19 protein-coding genes and 4 pseudogenes are annotated in these 20,322 nt (G+C 68.5%); 13 read left to right on the forward strand and 10 right to left on the reverse strand.

The genetic code is table 11. From position 1 onward, the window contains the following. Positions 1-32: 32 nt before the first annotated feature. From ACWFR4_RS36060 to ACWFR4_RS36070, 3 genes are all read right to left on the reverse strand, one after another. Complete coding sequence (locus ACWFR4_RS36060) at positions 33-1,538, reverse strand: peptide MFS transporter (RefSeq protein WP_453461259.1); 1,506 nt, start codon at positions 1,536-1,538, stop codon at positions 33-35. Further along, on the reverse strand, positions 1,535-2,965 hold the full coding sequence (locus tag ACWFR4_RS36065) for an NAD(P)/FAD-dependent oxidoreductase (RefSeq protein WP_453656099.1): 1,431 nt from the start codon (positions 2,963-2,965) through the stop codon (positions 1,535-1,537). Before ACWFR4_RS36065 ends, ACWFR4_RS36060 begins: the two co-directional genes overlap by 4 nt. Before the next feature lie 65 nt (positions 2,966-3,030). Beyond that, positions 3,031-3,603 (reverse strand): helix-turn-helix domain-containing protein, encoded by a 573-nt coding sequence (locus ACWFR4_RS36070; protein ID WP_453461264.1) that lies wholly within the window; start codon positions 3,601-3,603, stop codon positions 3,031-3,033. A gap of 448 nt (positions 3,604-4,051) precedes the next feature. Between ACWFR4_RS36070 and ACWFR4_RS36075 the strand changes: the two are divergent. Further along, positions 4,052-4,964 (forward strand): annotated as a pseudogene (locus ACWFR4_RS36075) (integrase core domain-containing protein); the annotation flags it as partial. A 169-nt stretch (positions 4,965-5,133) separates the two neighbouring features. Here ACWFR4_RS36075 and ACWFR4_RS36080 read toward each other — a convergent pair. Beyond that, complete coding sequence (locus ACWFR4_RS36080) at positions 5,134-5,796, reverse strand: CAP domain-containing protein (RefSeq protein WP_453461269.1); 663 nt, start codon at positions 5,794-5,796, stop codon at positions 5,134-5,136. Between the two features lie 1,141 nt (positions 5,797-6,937). Here ACWFR4_RS36080 and ACWFR4_RS36085 point away from each other — a divergent pair. After that, positions 6,938-7,344 (forward strand): annotated as a pseudogene (locus tag ACWFR4_RS36085) (carbohydrate ABC transporter permease); the annotation flags it as partial. A gap of 14 nt (positions 7,345-7,358) precedes the next feature. Here ACWFR4_RS36085 and ACWFR4_RS36090 read toward each other — a convergent pair. Further along, entirely contained in the window at positions 7,359-7,856 is a 498-nt protein-coding gene (locus ACWFR4_RS36090; RefSeq protein WP_453656100.1) for a cupin domain-containing protein, read from the reverse strand. 430 nt (positions 7,857-8,286) lie between these two features. Here ACWFR4_RS36090 and ACWFR4_RS36095 point away from each other — a divergent pair, with 430 nt between their 5' ends. Beyond that, positions 8,287-10,509, forward strand: a complete 2,223-nt coding sequence (locus ACWFR4_RS36095; protein WP_453656101.1) for an FUSC family protein — start codon at positions 8,287-8,289, stop codon at positions 10,507-10,509. 151 nt (positions 10,510-10,660) lie between these two features. On the opposite strand, the gene ACWFR4_RS36100 is transcribed toward ACWFR4_RS36095, so the two are convergent. Continuing rightward, entirely contained in the window at positions 10,661-11,320 is a 660-nt protein-coding gene (locus tag ACWFR4_RS36100; RefSeq protein ID WP_453461281.1) for a TetR family transcriptional regulator, read from the reverse strand. Between the two features lie 68 nt (positions 11,321-11,388). Here ACWFR4_RS36100 and ACWFR4_RS36105 point away from each other — a divergent pair, with 68 nt between their 5' ends. From ACWFR4_RS36105 to ACWFR4_RS36115, 3 genes are all read left to right on the forward strand, one after another. Then, positions 11,389-12,288 (forward strand): SDR family NAD(P)-dependent oxidoreductase, encoded by a 900-nt coding sequence (locus ACWFR4_RS36105; protein WP_453656102.1) that lies wholly within the window; start codon positions 11,389-11,391, stop codon positions 12,286-12,288. A 559-nt stretch (positions 12,289-12,847) separates the two neighbouring features. Continuing rightward, positions 12,848-13,018 carry a hypothetical protein gene (locus ACWFR4_RS36110; RefSeq protein WP_453461286.1) on the forward strand — a complete coding sequence of 57 codons (171 nt, stop codon included), beginning with the start codon at positions 12,848-12,850 and terminating at the stop codon, positions 13,016-13,018. A gap of 186 nt (positions 13,019-13,204) precedes the next feature. Next, positions 13,205-13,384: a family 78 glycoside hydrolase catalytic domain gene (locus ACWFR4_RS36115; RefSeq protein WP_453656103.1), complete on the forward strand. Its 180-nt coding sequence runs from the start codon at positions 13,205-13,207 to the stop codon at positions 13,382-13,384. 84 nt (positions 13,385-13,468) lie between these two features. Here ACWFR4_RS36115 and ACWFR4_RS36120 read toward each other — a convergent pair whose 3' ends face one another. Further along, on the reverse strand, positions 13,469-14,695 hold the full coding sequence (locus ACWFR4_RS36120; RefSeq protein WP_453656104.1) for a cytochrome P450 family protein: 1,227 nt from the start codon (positions 14,693-14,695) through the stop codon (positions 13,469-13,471). Positions 14,696-14,801: 106 nt separating this feature from the next. Here ACWFR4_RS36120 and ACWFR4_RS36125 point away from each other — a divergent pair. Together ACWFR4_RS36125 and ACWFR4_RS36130 are read left to right on the forward strand one after the other, a co-directional pair. Beyond that, positions 14,802-15,020: pseudogene (locus ACWFR4_RS36125) on the forward strand (FAD-dependent monooxygenase); the annotation flags it as partial. A gap of 526 nt (positions 15,021-15,546) precedes the next feature. After that, on the forward strand, positions 15,547-16,179 hold the full coding sequence (locus ACWFR4_RS36130; RefSeq protein ID WP_453656105.1) for a zinc-binding dehydrogenase: 633 nt from the start codon (positions 15,547-15,549) through the stop codon (positions 16,177-16,179). Between the two features lie 30 nt (positions 16,180-16,209). On the opposite strand, the pseudogene ACWFR4_RS36135 reads toward ACWFR4_RS36130, so the two are convergent. Then, positions 16,210-16,339, reverse strand: a pseudogene (locus ACWFR4_RS36135) (integrase core domain-containing protein); the annotation flags it as partial. Positions 16,340-16,475: 136 nt separating this feature from the next. On the opposite strand from ACWFR4_RS36135, the gene ACWFR4_RS36140 reads away from it, so the two are divergent. Next, positions 16,476-16,598, forward strand: coding sequence for a hypothetical protein (locus ACWFR4_RS36140; RefSeq protein WP_453656106.1), 123 nt, complete (start codon positions 16,476-16,478; stop codon positions 16,596-16,598). A 283-nt stretch (positions 16,599-16,881) separates the two neighbouring features. Further along, positions 16,882-17,031 (forward strand): hypothetical protein, encoded by a 150-nt coding sequence (locus tag ACWFR4_RS36145; protein ID WP_453461300.1) that lies wholly within the window; start codon positions 16,882-16,884, stop codon positions 17,029-17,031. Positions 17,032-17,464: 433 nt separating this feature from the next. On the opposite strand, the gene ACWFR4_RS36150 is transcribed toward ACWFR4_RS36145, so the two are convergent. Together ACWFR4_RS36150 and ACWFR4_RS36155 are read right to left on the reverse strand one after the other, a co-directional pair. Further along, positions 17,465-17,788, reverse strand: a complete 324-nt coding sequence (locus tag ACWFR4_RS36150; RefSeq protein WP_453656107.1) for a hypothetical protein — start codon at positions 17,786-17,788, stop codon at positions 17,465-17,467. 191 nt (positions 17,789-17,979) lie between these two features. After that, positions 17,980-18,375 (reverse strand): DoxX family protein, encoded by a 396-nt coding sequence (locus tag ACWFR4_RS36155; RefSeq protein WP_453656108.1) that lies wholly within the window; start codon positions 18,373-18,375, stop codon positions 17,980-17,982. 332 nt (positions 18,376-18,707) lie between these two features. On the opposite strand from ACWFR4_RS36155, the gene ACWFR4_RS36160 reads away from it, so the two are divergent. From ACWFR4_RS36160 to ACWFR4_RS36170, 3 genes are all read left to right on the forward strand, one after another. Then, the gene (locus ACWFR4_RS36160) at positions 18,708-19,388 is read left to right on the forward strand and encodes a DUF6445 family protein (protein WP_453656109.1); all 681 of its coding nucleotides are present in this window, start codon (positions 18,708-18,710) and stop codon (positions 19,386-19,388) included. Beyond that, complete coding sequence (locus ACWFR4_RS36165; protein ID WP_453656110.1) at positions 19,385-19,597, forward strand: hypothetical protein; 213 nt, start codon at positions 19,385-19,387, stop codon at positions 19,595-19,597. Before ACWFR4_RS36160 ends, ACWFR4_RS36165 begins: the two co-directional genes overlap by 4 nt. 91 nt (positions 19,598-19,688) lie before the next feature. Next, entirely contained in the window at positions 19,689-20,084 is a 396-nt protein-coding gene (locus ACWFR4_RS36170; protein WP_453656111.1) for an LppU/SCO3897 family protein, read from the forward strand. Positions 20,085-20,322: the final 238 nt, after the last annotated feature.

The following is a 20,322-nucleotide window of genomic DNA, read 5'->3' on the forward strand; positions in this document are numbered from 1 at the left end:
AGAGACTCAGCAGCCAGACACCCGCTGCCCGCCTACTGATCAAGTCCCGCACGCAGGAGGCGTTCCAGCGGCCTGCGGGTGGCGATCAGTGCCAGGCCGATGCCGATACCGCACACAGCCGTGATCGTGAAATAGGAGGCGTTGTCGATCGCGGTGAACAGCTGGCCGAGCAGACCTGCCAGCGACGAGCCCAGTGCGAGCGTGAGGAAGTTGAGGCCAACCATCTGGGAACGGAACGTCGCCGGGCCGATTCGCGTGGCCAAAGACAGTCCGATGGGGCCGACGAAGACCTCCGAGGAACCGGCCGCCATCATGAACACCAGAATGAGCGCCAAGGGGATCTCCGCATCCCCGGTGGCTTCGGACAGAACGAGCAGGAACAGGTAGGCGCAGCCGATCTGGGTCAGGCCGATGGCGACCTTGGTCACCGGCCCCGGCTGGCGCTCCCCCAGGCGGCTCCACATCCGAGCGATGAGTGGTGTGATCAGTACCGCCGCGAGCGGACTCACAGTCGTGATCCAGGCGACGGGGAAGGTCCACCCACCCAGGTGCAGGTCGATGCGCTCGGTGATGAGGATTGAGATCGCCGTGAACTTCTGGAACAGGAAGCCGAAGTACACGCCGGAGGCCAGGAACAGCGGCAGGTAGCCGAGGACGCGCCGGCGTTCGTCGCGGGTGACCGCCTTCGAGGTGGTCATGGTCAGGAAGTAGGTGGCAGCAACCACCAGAGCGGACACGGTCACCACCGTGGACAGGTTCTCCGCCCTCAGCAGTCCGGTGGCAACGGCAGCGCCCACTGCCAGAATGAATCCCAGGGCCCCCACGGCAAGCAGCGGCAGCCGTCTTGCCGGGAGAGGGTTGTTGACGATCCGGGCCCGCTGGGGAAGGTGCCTCATCGACGCCACGTACTGCACCAGCGCACCAGCCATACCGATGGCAGCAAGCCCGAACCCGTAGTGGAAACCGAGCTCGTTCTGGGCCAGGCCGGTGGTGAGCGGGCCGACCACCGCACCGATGTTGATGGCCATGTAGAAGTAGGAGAACCCGGCATCCCGGTACCGCTCGTCCGGGTTCTGGTCCAGGACGAACCCCACGATCGAGGTGATGTTCGTCTTCAGCGCTCCTGTGCCCAGCACAATGCAGATCAGTCCGGCACCCAGACCCGCAAGGCCCGGCGCGAAAGCGAGCACCACATGTCCGGCGGTGATGACCACGGCGCCGTACAGCACCATGTTCCGCGGACTGACCAGCCGATCCCCCATCCACGAGCCGAGGATCTGCGACAGGTACACCGCGCCGCCGTACGCACCCACGGTGCCCGCAGCCACGGCCGGATCGAGGGCCAGACCGCCATCCGCCGCCTCATACAGCAGGTAGAAGGAGAGGATGCCCTGCAGACCGTAGAACGAGTATCGCTCCCACAACTCTGTGAAGGCCATGCTCCACAGGCCGCGCCGCAGGGAACGCCCATTCACGTCGGCCGGTGTCGGGTGGGTGTCGTCGCGGCGTGCGGTGGATGGCGTGGTGGTTCTTGTCATTCGCTGAGTCCTGCCAATCGGGAGCCGACACGGGCAATGAGCGAGGTGTTCTGGGAGTGCCGCTTCTCCTCCCAGCGGTCGGCGACGCCGAAGAGCCGGTACATGGCGTGCACGCCGATCCAGCGCAAGGGTTCGGGTTCCCAGCGGCCGGAGTCGTGGTCGTTCCACGGCAGCCGGGTCAGGTCGGTGTCACGTCCCTCGGCGCGTTCCAGCAGAGTGCGTGCCGCGAGCTGTGTGGCCGTGACGCCGTGGCCGGCGAAACCGCGGACCACACCTATCCGCGTGGCGGGGTCGAAGGTGACGCCGGCACACCAGTCGCGGGTCACACCGATGGCGCCCCGCCAGGCGTGCTCGATGGTGAACCGCACGTCGGGAAAGAAGAGTTGGAGCCGCTCGCTCAAGGTCTGCACAGTGCGGGCGTCCACACACCCTTGACCGGGGGTGCCGGAGTTGAAGGCGTAGGGAGTACCGCGTCCGCCGATGGCGATACGGCCGTCCTCGGTGCGCTGTGCGTACACGAAGGTGTGGGCCGCGTCGCCCAGGCATTCCCGGCCCTGCCAGCCGATCTGTTCCCAGACGTGGTCGGGGAGCTGGTTCGTGACGACCATCGAAGAGTTGACCGGGATGACCTCGCGGGCACCGAGAGCGCGGACGTCGCTGTCGACCTGTCCCGAATAGGCTTCCAGGCACGTGAGGATCGTTGTGCCGCGCACGGTGCCGCGCGAGGTGGTGACGGCGCCGGACGCGATACGGGTGGCGCGGGTGTGCTCCAGGATGCGTACGCCCTTGGCTGTCACGACGTCGGCGAGGCCGTGGACGAGCTTGGCCGGGTCGACGCGTGCCGTAGTGCGGGTGAGCAGGCCGCCGAGCGCCGGGCTGATGGCGATCCGCTTCTTGACGGCGTCGACGTCGAGGAGTTCGAGATCGTCGGCGCGGTAGCCATTGGCCAGGTCTGCGGCGTGGGTGAGTTCGAGGCGCTTCATCGCCGCAGGGGTGGTGGCCACGCGCAGGTGTCCGCCGCGCTGTTGGTCTGCCTGGATCCCCTCCTGTTCGAGGACGCGGAGGGTGTCGTCGACAGCGCCGTCCATGGCGCGCTGGAAGGCGGCAACGGCGGCGGCGCCGTCCTGGCCTCGCTTGCGCGCGGCCTTCGCGTACACGGCGCGGTTGCCCGGGATGAGCGGGGAGAGCCAGCCACCGTTACGCCCCGAGGCCCCGTAGCCGACCTCTTCGGCCTCCAGCACGGTGATCTTCGCGGTGGGGTGTGCCAGAGCGGCGTGGTAGGCGGCCCACAGTCCGGTGAGGCCTCCGCCGACGATGACGAAATCCTGCATCTCGTCCGGCATTTGAGCGTTGGGTTCAGGCGGAACGCCTGCGGTTCGGGAGGCTCTCATCCAGTGCGATATCTCGCCGTTGCGGTAGGCGGTCATCCTGACTCCTTGGCTATGCGATGGTGCGTCGGCACAGGTTCGATGCGTCGGATCAGCGCGTGCGCTCAGTAGGTGGGGGGTGCCATGGCCCACAGCACCCTGGCCTCGTCCGTACCCGTGGCCTCGGCGACGCGGTGCGGGTCGCTGCTGCGGTAGTGGATCGAGTCCAGTGCGGAGAGCCTGTGATGCTGGTCCCGGACCCAGACGTCCACCTCACCGGTCAGGACCAGGAGCAACTCCTCGGAACTGCCATGGGTGTAGGGCTCGACTCCAGTGGAGCCGCCCGGTGCGAAGTGACCGAGGAGCACTTCCAGGTGGTCGAAGGATCCGGGGGTGAGCTTGATCTTCGTGGCACCCTCCCCGAACGACATGCCGTGGGTGTCACGGAACCGCAGAACGCAGCCGGTCTCGCTCCCCCCGTGGTCGAACAGGTCACCGACCGTCAGCTTCAGGACGTCGCACAGTCTTTGAAGGGTGCGCACGCTCGCATTGGCCTGGTCACGCTCCACCTGGGAGAGATAGCCCTCTGTGAGTCCGCTCTGCTCGGCCACTTCCTTGAGGGTCAGGTGCAGGGCCTTTCTGCGGCGGCGCAGCCGTGCGCCGACCTCGGCCAGAGGGCCGGAGTGATCTTTCACCATGGCCGGAAACCTAACAACACTGTGCCGACATCACAATGGTCTGTAGTTTCATCAATTTTTTCTTAGATGAGGAGTGGAACGCTGTTACCGACGGGGCCACGGTCAGCTCCCACCGGCTCGTCCCGTAGGGCTCGTAAGTCATCGCTGCAGGTAGGCGCTGCGTAGAGCGTGATCGACGGTGACTGGAGATCCTGCACGCGACCGGCGTCGCCTCGGCCCCGCGCCGAACAGGCCCGAGCTGGACCTCAGTTCCTCACCACACAGGCCGACGGGATCCTCACGGCGGACTCTTCCCACGTCGACACGATCACCGGCAGGCGGCCCTACAGCCGGCGCCCTCGAACACCGCACCCACAGGCTGCGGGTCGCCGTGTGCCGTTCGGAAACTCATCGCTACCGCTCGGAGGCGGTCTGGCGCGGCACCACTGTCCGCTGGAACCCTGTCCGAGTGATCGCTTCACTGGAGTACCAGGTGGCACGGAGCTGCTCGCAGTCCCGGCGGTGCTGCTACGCCGGGACGTGGCCAAGGACGCGGAATTGCTGGTGCTGCGGTACGAGAACGCGGTGCTGCGCAGGCAGCTCACGAAGCCGGTGCGCTACGAGCCGGCGGATCGGCTGTGGTTCGCCGGGCTGTCCTCGCTGATCCCCCGGCGCCGGTGGGCGCAGGTGTTCCCGGTGGCGCCCACGACGCTGCCGGCGTGGCACCGCCGGCCGATCGCCCGGAGGTGGGACTACAACAAGCGCCGGAGCAGGCCCGGCCGACCGTCGCCGCGAGTGCGGTGAAGGCTCTGGTGCTGCAGCTCGCCAAGGAGAATCCGCGCTGGGGCTGCCGACGGATCCAAGAAGAACTCGTCCGGCCCGGACACCCGGTCGGCTCGACAACGATCTGGGAGATCCTCACCGCAGCGGGCATTGATCCAGCCCCACGCCGCAGCGGCCCGACGTGGCGCGAGTTCCTGACCGCGCAAGCCGAGGGCACCATCGCCTGCAACTTCGTCCATATCGAACTGGCCGATCTGCGCCGGGTGTACGCGCTCGTGTTCCTCGAGCACGGCACACGCCGGCCACACATCGCGGGAGTGACTGCCCATCCCACCGGGATCTGGACGGTGCAACAGGCGAGAAACCCTGCCGTCGAGTTGGGTATGCGCGCGGACTCGCTGCACTTCTTGCCCCCAGACCGGGACGCGAAGTACACCGAGTCCTTCGACGCGGTCTTCGCGGCCGACGACATCCAGGCTGTGAGGACCGCGCCGCGGGCTCCTCGGATGAACGCCCACTGCGAACGGGTCATCGGCACCCTGCGGCGCGAGGTCCTCGACCATCTCTTGATCTGGAACGAATTCCACGCCCGGCGAGTATTCGGGTGCGTAGAACCCGGTGAGGGGACGGCGGTGCCAGGATTCGAACCTGGGAAGGCTGAGCCGTCAGATTTACAGCGGGCTGGTCCCGCACCATTTGATGGGGGCACGGTCCAATTCCGGTCGGGGCCTCATCCGATGGAGGATGCGCACCATCCCCGCAGTGTCCCTATCGGGCCGTGCCGAAGTCCTGAGTCCAGTAGCTGTTGGGCTGCGCGAGGCCGATGCCGATCTCCTTGAACGAGCAGTCGAGGATGTTGCGCTTGTGGCCCGGGCTGGACATCCAGCCCGCCATGACCTTCTCGGGCGTGGAGTAGCCGTAGGCGACGTTCTCGCCGTAGGAGCTCCAGCCGTAACCGGCACGCGTGATCCGGTCACCGGGCGACGACCCGTCGGAACCCGTGTGGGACATGTTCCGGTGGGATGCCATGTCCTTGCTGTGGTCCTGAGCGGCCTTGGTCAGCTTCGCGTTCATGGTCAGCGGGGAGCATCCGGCCTTGCTGCGCTCGTTGTTGACGAGCGTCAGCACGCGGGCCGTGGCCCCGGATGCCGGTGCGGTCGTAGCCGGTGCGCCGGGAGACGCGGTGGTCTGCGGTGCGCGGGAAGCCGCAGCGGGGCTCTTCGACGCTCCCGCAGCCGGCGCATGGCCCCAGGACGAGCCCGTCCACCGATGGTGGGAGCTCGCGTTCTCCCAGTGGCCGGAGGGGCGACCGCCCGCATCACCCTGAGTGTTCAGGCAGGCCATGGCGGCGGAGGGCACACCCACGGCTCCTACGGCGATGACAGCGATGGCTATCGGCCGGTGGTACGACTTCCTGCGGTGCTTCCTCATGCGTGACCTCGCTCGGTGATCGCGGAGCGCCCCCAGGGGGTCCGGCTCTGCCCAGTTCCTGCACCAGGGCCGCGGAGACGCCTTGCGGCCGACATTCTTGGAACTCGTGTCGGGGTGCGGCAACAGGCGGCAGTACTACCACGGCTCGTAGCGATGGACGGCTCTTGAAACGGGCGCGCAGGCGTGCTGGTCCGGCTCCCGAGGTGACGAAGAAGTCCGTTGGTCCGTCAGAAGCCGTTGTTCGCCGCCCGAACGGGCCAAAGTGTCGAGCGGGTCGAATACCGCTCGATCTGGCTCGGAGTATTTCTTCAGCAAGGCGGATAAAACGCGCTATGCCGCCGAGCCTCGATCTACTATTCGACGACCTGAGAGCCAAAAGTCCGTGTGACTGATGTCACGGGACGACGGGTGCGCCGGCCTCGCCATGCCGCCGGTGGTGCAGGTGCCGCCTTCGGTCTTCCGCTTCCCTCAGGACGTGGACCGTGCCGGCGGGGCCGGAGGTGCACGGCTCACCGTCCGGCCCGGGCGGCGGCTCTGCGACGCCGCCGCCGAAACCGTACGTACCCCCACGACGCCCTACGCCACAGCGGCGTCACCGGGCGGGACCACCGACCTGCCCAGCACAGCGCGCTCCATGCCGTTCCAGCACCGCCCGGGGCTTCCGCTCCGTCTCCCACCACGAGGTGTGCCGGAGTTCGACGGCCACCCGAACCGTGTCGGGAAAGCAGGTCGGGCGGGCGTCCAGAACCTCGGGGATGAGGGTTGGAGCGAGTTGGTATGACGCAGTGAGTCGGAGGCTTCGGGAGAAGGCCTTCTCCCGGCCCGGCTGACCGATGCCGAGAGCACGCCCGTGGCGCGCCGACTCAGCGTTGCCCCGCGCTGCCGTCGTGAAGGTCGGGGGGCTGGACGGGGCAGGCGCCCATCCCGCGGGCACCTGATGAAGGGGGCGGAGGGAGGCCCAAAAGACAAGGCGGCGGGCGACGCCTTTGGGGTGCCCCGCGCGCCCCTATGACTCTCTCCCTCTCCAGTGACAGCGGCACCACCTGGCCGGTCGGCCGCAACCTGGAGACCGGCGACGGGCACTGCCTGACCAACAACCCGCGCAATGGCCTTCACCGGAACCTGATCGGCGAGGCCGCAGTTGATCGTGCCCACGGTGCCGACCGCCTTCGGCACGTTCCTGATGCGGCAGTACTTCACGACGATGCCGAGGGAACGGGGCGAGGCCGCGATGATCGACGGAGCGGGGCCATGGCGGATCTTCCGCTCGGTCTACGCGCCGCTGGCGACACCGGGCCTGGCGATCGTCGGAGTGCGGGCATTCAACTACCACTGGAACGAGTTCTTCCGGCCGCTCATCCTGGAGACGAGCAACCAGAACTTCCCGTTGCCGCTGGACCTGGCTCCCTGCAGAGCAACCTCGGGACCTGGCCAATCTCCTTAGTCCTCACGGGAGTTGCGCTGCCGTTGATCCCGGCGGTGGCGGTCTTCGTGATCGGGCAGCGGCCGCTTCGGGAGGGGATCACGTCGTCGGGCCTGAAGGGCTGAGCCACCGCGCAGAGTTACTTGGCGTCCTGAAGGGCGGCCTGCCAGACAGGGCTGTCGACGTAGTGGTTGTCGTACAGCTCCGAAGAGTTCTTGATCTCCTCGAAACCGGCCTCGCCGCGCATCACACGGCCCAGCAGGCGCAGGTAGTCGAAGCGCGGCATGCCCGGGCTGAAGACGAACAGCACATCCGCCTCGCGCCCCGGGGCCGCAGCGAAGGCGTGCGGAGTATGCGGCGGCACCAGCAGGAAGTCGCCCTTCTCCAAAACCTTGACCTCGTCATCGATCAGCACGCGCAAGGCGCCGTCCAAGACGAAGAACAGCTCGGACGCCTTGGTGTGAAAGTGCGCGGGAGCACCGACCGCGCCCTTCGCGAAGGTGGAGCGGTAGCTGGTGAGGGCGCTGCCGTCCGCGCCGTAGTCCGCGAGCAGTGTCATCACGCTGCTGGGGTCCGCAGTGGTCTCGGCGATGGCGGCACGAGTGAGGACGGCCTTGGGTGCGGTCTGCGCGTTCATGATCGTTGTTCCTGCCTATGAGCTGCGGCTTCGGGCTCTCCCGGCGCCTTGTGAACGCAACTTTATAGAGCAGATAGACCTGTCATGAGGTGCACTTCGTGGCCCAATTCATGGGTCAATTAGCCGGCGTTCACGGACTGGGCAGCGCTCACCGGGCGTTCCTCCCTCGCCGGTCGACACCGGTGTGTCCGTGGAAAACACCGGGCCAACGCCCGCACAGACTTTGGAACCCCACAGCCGCCGAGGCCGACGTGACCTCCGAGCACTTCCGGGCGGCCCTGGAGACGATGCGGCCGCTCGTCAGCCGTACGCACGACATCGTCAGCCCGCGACGATCGAGAGCGCCGACGGCTTAAACCGGATGGGCGAGTTCCAGGTCGACCGACCTCCCGGGCGAGCGGCCCGCACGTCTCGGGGTGATCCTGGTGGCATGGGTGGTACCGGTGGCGTTCCCCGGGTCCGGCTGCCCGCCGCCTACCGGGCGGCGGCCCGCCGCTCCGTGCGGGTCACGGTGGCCGCCGGCGCCGGGTTCTACCTGTTCCTGTACGGCTTCGGCTCGGCCGACGCAGCGACCTATGCGCTGTTCGCCGCTGTGTCGCTGGCGGGACTGTCGCACATCCCCGGGACAGGCCGGCAGCGTGCCGTGGTGGTGGCGCGGCTGCTGCCGGTCTGCCTGGTGCTGATCACCGTCGGCACCTACCTGTCGGTGCGGACCTGGAGCGCGACGGCGGGGATGCTGGTGGTCGGCTTCGCGCTGGCCTTCTCCGCGGTGGGCGGCCCGCGCCCGGCGGGGGCCGCGCCCGGGCTCCAGCTGATGTACATCCTGCCGTCGTTCCCGCCCTACGATCCCGGCTCGCTCGGCGGCCGGCTGGCCGGAGCCTCGGTGGGCATCGTGTTCCTCGTACTCGCGGAGACGTTCCTGCTGCCGGATCCTCTCACCGTCCCCTACCGGGAGCTGGCCGCGCGGGCCGCCGACAGCGCCCGGCGGTGTGCCGAGGAGCTGACCGGGCCGCCGTACGCGATCACCGCCCGGACGGCGCAGGAGGCCGGGGCCGCCAGTTCCGCGCTGCGGTCCTCGCAGGTGCCGGAGGCCGAGCGGCCGGCCGGGCCGAGCGTGCGGGACCGGGGCCTGGCCCACACCGGCCTGGCCACCCGCACCCTGCTGGCGCGGCTGACCGCTCCCCCGCAGCCGAATCCCGGGCAGGCCGAATCCGAGGTCGGGCTGGTCGTGCTGCGCGCGGTGCGGGACACGGCCCGCGAGACGGCCGACCGCCTGCGGGGCCGGGCTCCCGCCGCCGGGGAAGCGCACGCCGAGCTGCTGCGAGCCCGTACCACCCTGGCGGCCGGCCCGGACGCAGACGTCTCGCCGGCCGCGCTGCGCCGGAACGCGGCGGTGCTGGAGCTCGCGGACGCAGGGCTGGCGATGTCCACGGCTGCGGCCATCGCCGTACGGGGCCGGGCTGGCGCGGCACAGGCGGCCCCGGGCCGGTTCTGGTACGCCCGGAAGCGCGCGCCGCAGCTGTGGTGGTGGCGGATGGTGGGGCACGCGGGCACCCGGTCGGTGTTCTTCCAGAACGCGGTACGGATCAGCCTGGCCCTGGCCGCGGCCCGGTTGATCGCGGGGGTGGACACGCTGCCGCACGGCTTCTGGGTGCTGCTGGCGACCTTGACTCTGACCCGGACCACCGTGCGGGAGACCCGGTCGACGGTACGGGTGGCGCTGACCGGGACCCTGGTCGGCGCGCTGATCGTGGCCGGGCTGTTCACGCTGCTCGGGACCGATATCGCCGTGTACGCGGCGGTGCTGCCGCCGCTGATGCTGATCACGTTCACGCTGGGGCCGGTCAAGGGCATCGGCTGGGCCCAGGCGATGTTCACGCTGGTGGTCGCGCTGGTGTTCGCACAACTGGCGCCCGCGACCTGGCAGCTTGCCGAGTTCCGGCTGCTGGACGTGCTGACCGGCAGCGCGATCGGCGCTGTCTTCGGGCTGCTCGCCTGGCCACGGGGTGCCCACGACGAACTGCGGCGGTCGATGGCGGTACTGCTGCGCGGCGCGGCGGAGAACGTGGTGGCGACCACCGCCCAGCTGGCCGCGGGCGGGGTGCGGGCGCCGGTGACAGCCGCGCCGGGCCACCGCTCGCTGCAGCACTCGCTGGGCCTGGCGGAGTCGGCGTACGCGCAGTTCCAGAGCGAGCCGAAGATCCTGGCCGCCGCCCACCCCGGCCAGAATCCGCAGGGCTCGGCAGGACCCCCTGAACCCGCCGACCAGGACGGCCCCCAGGACTGGCAGGCGACCCTGATGGCCGCCCATCACACCCTGTGGGGAGCCGACCGGCTGCTGGTGCCGCCCGAGCGGATCGTCGTACCGCCCCTGGAGCTGGAACCGTCGGCGGCCGTGTCCCGCCTCGGGGACCGGGTGGCCGGGCGGATGCTGCTGGTGTCGGCGCGGCTCGATCCGGGCGGCGACACCCCACATGCCCCGGTGCCGGTGCGGGACCCCGACTTCGACGGTTTCGCGGTGGAGCCGCCGGGCGCGCCGCGGGTGTACTACGCGGCCGTCTCGTGGCTGGACGCGCTGATGACGGACCTGGAGCGGATCACCGGGGAGGCCTCGGCCACATCCCCCCGGTCGCGCTGCCGTGAGGATGGCTGATCCCCTGGAGCGTCGGCATCGCCCTCGGCTGAAGGGCGGACGCGGCCGGTCGATGGGACCTCAGATCCGCCAGGTGTTCAGGTGGCGCCGGGATGCTCGACGCATGAGCGAAGACAGCCAACGGCGGGAGACCGGCCGAAGCTGGAGAGCCTCAACGGGCTGGGACCCCGACTCCCGTCAGAAACGCGGCGAGAATACGGCACAGTCGGGGCTCCACCTCGACGATCGCGTGCCCGAGCCGGGGGTCGTCGGCGTAGAGCTCCCGCAGGCGCGGGCCCGGGCTGGCCATCTGCCACAGCGCGCCGGCCATGCCGGTGGCGGTGGAGATCATGTCGAGGACCTGCTCTTCGGTGAGGCCCAGCAGGCGGCTCAGCTCGCCGCCGATCAGGTCGACTTCGTGCAGCGTGACGAGCTTGAACGCGCGTACCGCCTCCAGCGACACGTTGCGCTCCAGGTTGAGCGGCGCCTGCGCAAGCAGATCGCAGAACATGGGGCGCGCCGCCAGCGTCGCGGCGAAGGCCTCGGCGACGTCCGTGGGCGTCGCCTCGCACCGCGCTGCCAAGTCGGCGCGAAGCGAAGCGGACCATTCCCGCCAGCCCTCCGCGGTGAGCTCGAGAAAGATCTGCTCCCTCGTCTCGAAGTAACGCAGCAGCGCCGACTTGTGCATGCCCACTTCGGTGGCGATGTCGGTGAGGGTGACGTCGCGGATGCCGCGTCCCCGGCCGAGCACCCGGGCCGCGTCCAGGATCGCCCCTTCACGCGCCTGCTTGGCCTCGGCGCTGCGCGCCCGCTGGAACGCTGGCTGACTCATGGGGCCATCATAGGAACGTCTAACGGAACGCCGTTGCGTTATTTAGAGAACGGTGTTGTACTAAATGCATGAGTGAAGACGTACGCACTACGCAACAGGTCTGGTTCATCACCGGTTCGTCCCGCGGATTCGGCCGCGCCCTGGTCACTGCCGTCCTCGACGCGGGTGATCTCGTCGTGGCCACCGCCCGTCGCCCCGAGGCCCTCGCGAAGGAACTGGCGGAGTACGGCGACCGCGTCCTCGCCCTGCCGCTGGACGTCACCAGCCCCGACGCGGCACGCGCGGCGGTCGACGCCGCGCTCGCCCGCTTCGGCCGCATCGATGTGCTCGTGAACAACGCGGGGTACGCGAACGTGTCACCGGTCGAGACGTCGGACGACGACGACTTCCGCGCCCAGTTCGAGACCAACTTCTGGGGTGTCTACAACGTGACCAAGGCGGTGCTGCCCACCCTGCGCCGGCAGGGGTCAGGCACCGTGGTGCAGTTCTCCTCGGTCGGCGGGCGCGTCGGCGGCTCCCCGGGCATCGCCTCGTATCAGGCGGCCAAGTTCGCGGTCGACGGCTTCAGCCGGGTGCTGGCCGCGGAGTCCGCGCCGTTCGGGGTGCAGGTCATGGTCGTCGAGCCGAGCGGCTTCGCCACCGACTGGGCCGGCTCGTCCATGACCGTCCATCCTGTTCCGGACGCCTACGACGAGACCGTGGGCGCGATGAACCGGCGGGTGCGCCAGGGCACGTCCGGCGGTGCCGGCGACCCTGAGCGGGCCGCCGCGATCATCGTGCGTACGGTGCGGCGCGGTCGGGTCCCGGGCCATCTGCTGCTCGGGGTGAACGCGGTGACCATGGCACTCGACTACTCCCGCCGCCAACTGGCCGAGGCGGGCGCCTGGGAACAGGTGAGCCGCTCGGCCGACTTCGTCGAGCCGTACCCCGTGGACCTGCCGCCGCAGGCCGAGCATGCCATCCCATGAACTGGGACGGCCCCCACAACCGTTCGCACCCAACCCCGACGGCGGGGAGTCTCCTGGTCTCGCCCCCGGGTGAGAAGCGTTCCCCTTGGCTCGTAGGTGGCGGTCGTCGCATCCGGTTTCACCCCCGGAATCTCGACCGGTCACCCACTGCTACCTACGCAGTTGGAAAAGCCCTCGCGGTGTCGGCAACGGCGTGAGGCGAGGCGGTGCCTCCCTGCACTGTGCATCTGTCAGATCGCCATGAGACATCCGAAGATCGTTTCTCGGGCTTGATCGATGCCCGTGTCCGGGTGACGGCCTTGCGTCGCAGCAGTCAGCAGATCTTGCCCGTCCTGGCCGCCGTGGCCCGCGGCAGATCCCGGAGGAGCCCGACGGTGAGTCCTGGGAACCCCTGAGCGTGGTCGGCTGCAGAGATGTCGGCGAATTTCAGTACCACCGGGGATCGGATGCGCATCCAGCAGCTTCATTGGCTTGGGACGCGAGATGCAGTGCTGGCTGGTCTCGCCCTGCTGGGGTCGACGGAGGAGCATGGGAGATGAGCGACCAAGGGAGGCCCGCCATGAAGTCCGAAGCCTCGGATTACGACACCTGGCTGTACTCTCACACACCCTCCCAAGCCGAGGGCGAGCGCGACGAGCTGGCTGAGCGTGCAGCCCAGCACCCGGATGTCCCCAGGACCGAGCCGTCCCAGGCGGAGGGCGAGCGCGTGGACGACATCAAGACCACATGACCGCAGCGAGCCGGCTGGGCGTTGCCGGGCCCGGCTCACTGCTGCCCGGCCCGGACGACCGTCCCGAAGGCGTCGCCTGTCGCGGCGACTTCGGCTGCGGCGCTCGTTCTGTCACTGTTCGCCGGACTCCTGGGTGCATAGTCCCGCAGTGTTGTTCAAACGACTGATGAGGGGGCTTGCCGCCGAGTGCGGTGTGGCAGCAATGGCAGTCTGCGGCACGGTGACAAGGAGACGTACGAGCCGCGGTTCACCTTCCACGGCTTCCGCTACGTCGAGGGCGGCCGGTGGGGTGGCGTTGCGCCCGCCACCGGCGCACCCACGTGTGCGCGGTGCCCCCGCGAGATGCCCGTCTCGGCGGCCACATAAGGGTCTGGGCAGGCGCAGAGCACACGTGCAACGAGCAGCCACATGCCGTGATCGGTGGGACACGTAGTCCTCCGTGTGGTGCAGTCAGCTGGAGGCGTCGGAGGTGAACGTGACAGGCAGCTGTTCGGGGCCGCGCAGACCGCCCGAACGCCATCGCAGTTCGCTGGGCGGCACGGCCAGGCTGAGACGAGGCAGGCGGCGCAGGGCGGTTTCGATGGCGATCTGGCCCTCGAGCCGGGCCAGTGGCGCTCCCAGGCAGTAGTGGATGCCGTGCCCGAAGGCGAGGTGCGCGTTGTCCTGCCGGGTGATGTCCAGGCGGTCGGGGTCCGGGAACTGCGCCGGGTCGCGGTCGGCGATGGCGGAGGCGACCAGCACGGTCGCGCCGCGCGGGATCGCCACTCCCGCGATGGCGACGTCCTCGCGCGCGAACCGGGCGATGCCGGGGTTGACCGGTCCGTCGTAGCGCAGGAACTCCTCGATGGCGCCGGGCAGAAGTTCCGGATCGTCCCGCAGCATCTGCAGCTGGGCGGGGTGGGCGAGCAGTGCGGCGATACCGCTGCCGATCAGGTTGACGGTGGTGATGTATCCAGCCACCAGCAGCAGGAACGACATGGCGATCAGCTCGTCCTCGTCCAGCCGGTGTTCCTCGTCCCGGGTGGCGATCAGCGCGCTGAGCAGGTCGTCACCGGGCCGGGCTCGCTTGCCCTGGAGGAGTCCGGTCAGGTACGAGCGCATCTGCTGCCACGCTCGGTCGATCCGGGCCGGGTCCGGCGGCTCGGCTCCTTGAAGGATCATGTCGTCGGTCCACCGGTGGAAGTCGTCCCGGTCGGAGGCGGGCACTCCGAGCAGTTCGCTGATCACAGTGACGGGAAGCGGCAGCGCGAAGTCCTCGACGAGTTCGGCCTTGCCTGCGGGCACGATCGCGTCGAGCAATCCGTCGGTGATCTCCTGGACGCGTGGCCGCAGCTCGGCCACCCTGCGGGCGGTGAACGCCTTGGAGACCAGGCGGCGCAGGCGGGTGTGGTCGGGCGGGTCGGAGCGGAGCATGGTGCGCAGCATTGAATCGCGCTCCGTGGCGGGCAGCCGCTGGAGGAGCCGGGGGTCCGAGGCGTCGCGGACGTCGCTGCTCAGCCGTGAGTCGGAGAGGGCTGCGAGGCCGTCTTCATAGCGTGTGACCAACCATGCCTCGAGGCCACCGGCGAGGACGGCGCGCCGTACCGGGCCGTCCTCGCGCAGCTGCCGGTAGAGCGGGAAGGGATCCGCCATGAACGCCGGATCGGCATAAGGCATAAGGAACGGCTGCTGGCTCATCAGGCACTCCAGGGGTCGTCACGAACCCACACGGCAAAGTTGTCATTTTTGAGGGTATATGCCCCATTGACCCGAGTCGTGGATGTCACCGAAGGGAAGGGCTGCGATGGAGCGGACAACGTGCTGCGTGGTGGGCGACGGCCCCGCGGGAATGGACCTCGGCCTGCTGCTGGCCCGCGCCGGCGTGGACGTCACGGTCCTGGAGAAACACGGGGACTTTCTGCGCGACTTCCGCGGCCACACAGTGCATCCCCCGACCCTGGCGCTGCTGGACGATCTCGGTCTGGCCGAGCGCTTCGCCCGACTGCAGCAACGTCGGGTGACCACCGATTGATGAACGCCTCGATCGCTCCTCGGCAGACGGGGTCGGACACGACGCAGCATCGACGGCCTAGTTACCCGAGCAGGGGGACCAATGGGAGCCAGACCAACATCGTTCAATGTCTTCGGCGTTGGCGTCACGTGGGAGTTCACGACCAAGGACAGGGTGGTCGCGCAGAGGGTCATGAACTTCTTGGCCGACCGCCGTGTTCTCAAGGTTGGAACGTCGCGCCCACAGGTCGAAGCAGAGCGGTGCCTGCGGTCCGCCTGGGGGTGCAGAGCACGCCTCACTCAAGAGCTCGACCAACTGCAGAAGCCGGGAAGCGACTTGAACAGCTGGCTCGTCGCCATACGTGACGGGTCCCATCCCGGTTGGCCCCGCAGCTAGAGGCGCGCGCGCATCAGCGCATCCCTGTACGCCGATACACCCCGCCCCCTGTCGGAGCAGAAGGCGGGACGCTGCCGCATCGGCTCGCGGGTCACGAACGCTCCTGCATCCACGCCAGTTGGGGGCGCGGCCAGATTCTGTGTTGGCTCCGGCCGCTCTGAGCCTGCTGGAGACCCACGCCCGCCTCCAGCCCGGCGACACCGTGCTGATTCACGGCGCTGGCGGAGGTGTCGGCCAGGCCGTCAGCCGCCTGGGCGCAATGCGCGGCCTGCGCATGTACGGCACCGCATCCGCGCCAGGCAGCACCGAGGCCCTCGACCGCCATGGCGTCACGCCCATCGACTACCGGCGCGAGGACTTCGAAGCAGTCCTGAAAGAGCGCGAGCCGGACGGCGTCCAAGCGGTCTTCGACCACATCGGCGGCCCCAACCTGCGGAAGGGCTACCGGGTACTGGCCCCCGGCGGGGTGCTCGTGAGCTATGCGTTCAGCGGCCGCCCGGGACGTATGGTGGGTGACACCGTACGCGGCGCCGCCCGCGTAAAGATGATGAACTTGCGGCCGGGCCGCCGCACCGCCCTGAGCATGGTGCCGAACGAGATCAAGGCCGACCACACCTGGTACCGCGAAGCCCTCACCCGACTACTCGACATGACGCACCGCGGCGAACTCACACCGCGCATCGCTGCCACGTACCCCTTTCTGCAGGCGGCCGACGTGCACGCGGCTCTCGAGCGCCGAGAACTTGCGGGCAAGGTGGTACTAACGATGCAGTGAGCCACCGAGTGTGCGACTGAAGATCATCGATTACGCCTGGGTCGCGGTCTTCTGCTTGAGGCGTTCGTAAGGGGGTCGGGCCGCCGAGGCCACCATGGGGGCGACGGTAGTTGTAGTAGTCCTCCCACTCGCGGAGCTTGTCGTTGAAATCCTCGGCGTCGATCCGGTGGGAGCCTTGAGTTCACGCGCCGAGTGCCTGAAGGGTGCCACTATTCGCGCATCGTGTTCACCTGCTGATTCTCGCGCTCCCCAGGTGAACCATGATCCCTTCTCATGGCGTACCGACACTGTCGTGGGTGGAACAGCCGGAAGACGGGACCCAGGTCAGGCGCGGAGTGTGGCTGACCAACACCAAGAGCCGGCGGGACAAACTCACCGACGACAAACTCCAGCAGCTCGCGGACCTCGGGCTGACCTAGGCGGCTGGTGAAAGGGACGCGTAGTGACCGGTGACAGCTCTGAAGAGCAGCGGGTACAGGCGGCCGCATGGCGGCACGACCTGAGGTAGATAACCTTCCCGTTCCTGCCATGCCTCCCTGGCCTTCCGTCGCGCCCCGGTGGGCCGTGGTGACCGTTTCGCCCATGCCACCCCGGCACGCCTGTCGGGCCGGTAGGGCCAGGCGGGCCGGAGGGGCCGGAGGGGCCAGGCGGGCCGGGCAGACCCTGCTGGACGCTGTTCCCCTGGAGGGCGATGCGCCGTGCTTGGAGTTCGTCGATCTGCTGCTGGTGGGCGACGATCACAGCCGCCTGCGCGACGAGCATGATGGTCAGCGCTGCGCCGATCGCGAGGCGGCGTTGCGGGCTACCCCACGCCGCTTTCATACTTCCCACATCATTCCTCACGTTATGTGATGACAAGGAGCAAAGGGCAGGCGCGGCAAAGGCGGACCTCTACGTCGAGCGTCCTTCACGGGGCGACCGGACACCTCACTTCTGCCCATCACCGCGGGGAGGGGCTGAAGCACGTCACTGGCGCAGCGCAGGCGGGTGTGCGGAACCATGTTCACCTGCTTCGGGCGCCCCTTCGGCGCAGAGAAGCCCAAGATGTGTCACGGGCTTCGGCGTCTGCTTTCAGACCACAACCGCTATCAATGCGACGGACCGGGAACGGTCCCCGGCGTCCGGTTGGCGATCCCGCGCCGTGCCACCGGTGCGTCCGGCACTCTCGGCGGCGCTGCACCCCGTCCGGGCGCTGTCCACAACTCCGACTGCACTGTCCGGCCCCGCGCAAGGGCGGAATACCCTCCAGTGCACGCCGGAGGAGTCGGCCAGTGCGGCCGGGTGTCTAACTTGCAGCCGGCGCCGGCGGAACGACAGCATCCTTCCCGTCCTTCCCGCTCGTGCCGTCCTTCCCGTTCGTGCCTTCCTTGCCGTCCTTGCCGTCCGTGCCGTCCTTGCCTGCCGGACCGATAGGGCCACCGGGACCAGAGGGACCAGGGGGACCGGACGGCCCTGAAGGGCCAGGTTTAACGCTCGCCTGGACGTCGACGGGCTGCATCCGCAGGTCGTCGATCTGCACTTGCTGGGCGACGAGCAGAGCTGACTGTGCGGCGAGCGCGACGGTCAGCACCGCGCCGAGCACGAGGGGGCGCCGCGGACTACGCAGCACTTCAATCACTCTTCTCACATCATTCCTCACGCTATGTGACGGCGAAAGTGTAAAGGACGAGGCCGTGGCGGGGATGGACCTGTGCGTCGAGTGTTTTCCAGGGCCGCCTCGCACGCCATACTTCTGCCGTTCGTGGCACGACAGCGCTGAAGCACAACACCGGCGAAGCACATGGGAGAACCTGGCGGCGTTCAAGTCCAGGAACGCGAGGCGGCGCCGGATCGGCCGCCGACCGCACTGCGAAGGGTGGCAGCGGAGGCCCGCGTACCTTGGGCCACAGACCACCGCCGAGGTGGCAACCGATCATCCTCGCAGTGAGCCGCTCCCGGGACTCGGACCGCTATCGGGGTCTGCTCGGTGACCGGCGCGGCGTCCCGGCCGGTGCGTTCGTCAATGAGTCGGTCGACGCCGAAGACGCCGGAGCCGGAGCCGGTGAAGATCAGCAGGAAGAAGCAGAACAGGACCGACGGCAACGGCACGCCGCCGTTCTGAACGGTCGACAGCGCGACCCTCTGGTGGACGTCGAAGTAAGCGAACGCCATCGCGCCCGAGGCGATCAGTGCGGCCCAGCGGGTGCACGAGACCAAGGAGCACTAGGGTGCCGGCGACCAACTGGATCCCGGCTCCGCACGAGTCGTCGCCGACCACGGCTGGGCGGGGAACAGTTCGGTCCGGTGCCGGTCATACACAGCCTGACCAGCAACGACGAGTTTTCGAGCCCCGCAAGATCGTGAACGAGAATCGACTGCGGCACCAGCGAAACGCTCACTGCCACAGCGTCGCAGGCTATTGCTCCCCATTACCCCAACTGCAGCGATGACTTCTTGAGCCCCTCAAGCTGTAGTGCCGTGATGAGTTGACGGAAGGTTGACCAATTCTCGGGAGAACGGTGCCGTGTGCCGACCGTATGGTCGGCCGCATGTCCCCACACACCACAAGGCCCTCAGCCCTTCCGGTCCTCCCCTACCGCAAACCCACATCCGGACGGGACTACTGGGTGCTGGACGATGTGCTGCCCGACGTCGACGCGGTCCGGGCCCGCTGCCTCGCCAAGGACGACTGGGCCGAGGGTTACCCGCACAAGCCCGAGAGCTGGCCGGGGCTCCGTACCATGCCGGGACTGGAACCGGCGGAACTGGCCCGCGTCGAAAGGCTGGTCAGGAAGGCGACCGGCGCACAGGCGCTCTGGCAGGAAACGGCCCCGGGCGGTGGCACCCTCAACCACAACTGCGTTCAGGTGGTGGGCAAGGACGAGTGCGAGCCGCGCCCGCACACCGACTCGCGATCGCTGTGCCGGTACGCAGCGGTGCTCTATCTCAATCCGAACGTGCCCAAGGACTGCGGAACCAGCTTCTACCGACAGAGCCTGCCGGGCGGCAGACTCGGCGGGAACATGGTGACGGCACCGCACAACAACCTGGTCGACGCCCTGGGCACGCGTTTCGTGGCGCCCGACTCCTTCACCGAGGACATACGCGTGCCGCACCGATACAACCGGCTGCTCCTCTACACGGCCAACATGATGCACACCGCCACCAGTTACTCGGGCAGCACCCTCGAGGACAAGCGGATGACCGCGGTGTTCTTCTGGATGGCGTGACGGCGCGGCAGTCGGCACCTGTCCCGCCCGAAAATACGCTCAAGGTCGGCGAGACCCTCGGTACCACCATCATCCTCAAGTCGAGCGAGCGGACCACCGGTTGGGCGGTGTTCGACGTGCCGGAGGACGCGAACATCACGGCCGCGACGTACCGGATGGACTCGACCAGCGTCGACGACACGCGCACGGGCAAGTGGAATCTCTCCTGACAGGGGCAGCGAACGACGAGTAGGGGCAGTGGGCTAGATTCATGGTCGCCTCCGCGCATCCCCCACTGCCTGACTGCCTGAGGAACCACCCGTGTCCAACCTTCCGCCCCTGGGCGGCCCGACCGCCTCGTACACCCCGGCGCAGATACGCCGCAACCGGCTGATCTTCCTCGGCCTGGTCCTCGTCCTCGCGGGCCTGGTGGCGCTCTGGGCCTTCGGCCCCTCCGACATGAAGGACCAGTCCGCGTCGCTCAAGTCCGGCGACTGCTTCCAGAACGTCGGGACGGGCAAGGAAGCGAAGACCAAGAAGCTCGACTGCACCGACCCGCACGCCGACTACAAGGTCCTCAAGATGGACAAGGACGGCGTCGTCGACACCTTCTCGTGCTCCGACGTCCCGGGCACGACCGGCTCGCTCACCCAGTCAGGCGCGGGAGACTGGTTCGTTGTCTGCTTCAAGGAAAACGACGAGAAGGCCAAGAAGTAGCCGGGGCCCCGCACCTCGTGACCAGACGCTCGCGTATCGCTATGCCGCTTGACCAGCGGCGATGACTTTTTGAGCGGCACACGTCTCCGCCCCGTCGCGTGATCAGGAGTCAACGACCCGGGACTGAAAGTCCCTGGCTTGCACAACGGGCGCCACTGGCTGTGGTGCTGGGTTTGCGTCCTGTCCCACGCCCGGTGTTCGGGGGTGGGTCTGGGGCGGTTGACTGCACCCCGCGTCG

The sequence above is a fragment of the Streptomyces sp. NPDC055140 genome (assembly GCF_053607285.1).

What these genes read in the sequence shown, in the direction of transcription:
- ACWFR4_RS36160 (WP_453656109.1), top strand. Translation starts at nt 18,708, where the DNA reads ATGTCCCCACACACCACAAGGCCCTCAGCCCTTCCGGTCCTCCCCTAC.
- ACWFR4_RS36080 (WP_453461269.1), bottom strand. Translation starts at nt 5,796, where the DNA reads ATGAGGAAGCACCGCAGGAAGTCGTACCACCGGCCGATAGCCATCGCT.
- ACWFR4_RS36105 (WP_453656102.1), top strand. Translation starts at nt 11,389, where the DNA reads ATGAGTGAAGACGTACGCACTACGCAACAGGTCTGGTTCATCACCGGT.
- ACWFR4_RS36110 (WP_453461286.1), top strand. Translation starts at nt 12,848, where the DNA reads ATGAAGTCCGAAGCCTCGGATTACGACACCTGGCTGTACTCTCACACA.
- ACWFR4_RS36060 (WP_453461259.1), bottom strand. Translation starts at nt 1,538, where the DNA reads ATGACAAGAACCACCACGCCATCCACCGCACGCCGCGACGACACCCAC.
- ACWFR4_RS36090 (WP_453656100.1), bottom strand. Translation starts at nt 7,856, where the DNA reads ATGAACGCGCAGACCGCACCCAAGGCCGTCCTCACTCGTGCCGCCATC.
- ACWFR4_RS36120 (WP_453656104.1), bottom strand. Translation starts at nt 14,695, where the DNA reads ATGAGCCAGCAGCCGTTCCTTATGCCTTATGCCGATCCGGCGTTCATG.
- ACWFR4_RS36095 (WP_453656101.1), top strand. Translation starts at nt 8,287, where the DNA reads ATGGGTGGTACCGGTGGCGTTCCCCGGGTCCGGCTGCCCGCCGCCTAC.
- ACWFR4_RS36100 (WP_453461281.1), bottom strand. Translation starts at nt 11,320, where the DNA reads ATGAGTCAGCCAGCGTTCCAGCGGGCGCGCAGCGCCGAGGCCAAGCAG.
- ACWFR4_RS36065 (WP_453656099.1), bottom strand. Translation starts at nt 2,965, where the DNA reads ATGACCGCCTACCGCAACGGCGAGATATCGCACTGGATGAGAGCCTCC.
- ACWFR4_RS36070 (WP_453461264.1), bottom strand. Translation starts at nt 3,603, where the DNA reads ATGGTGAAAGATCACTCCGGCCCTCTGGCCGAGGTCGGCGCACGGCTG.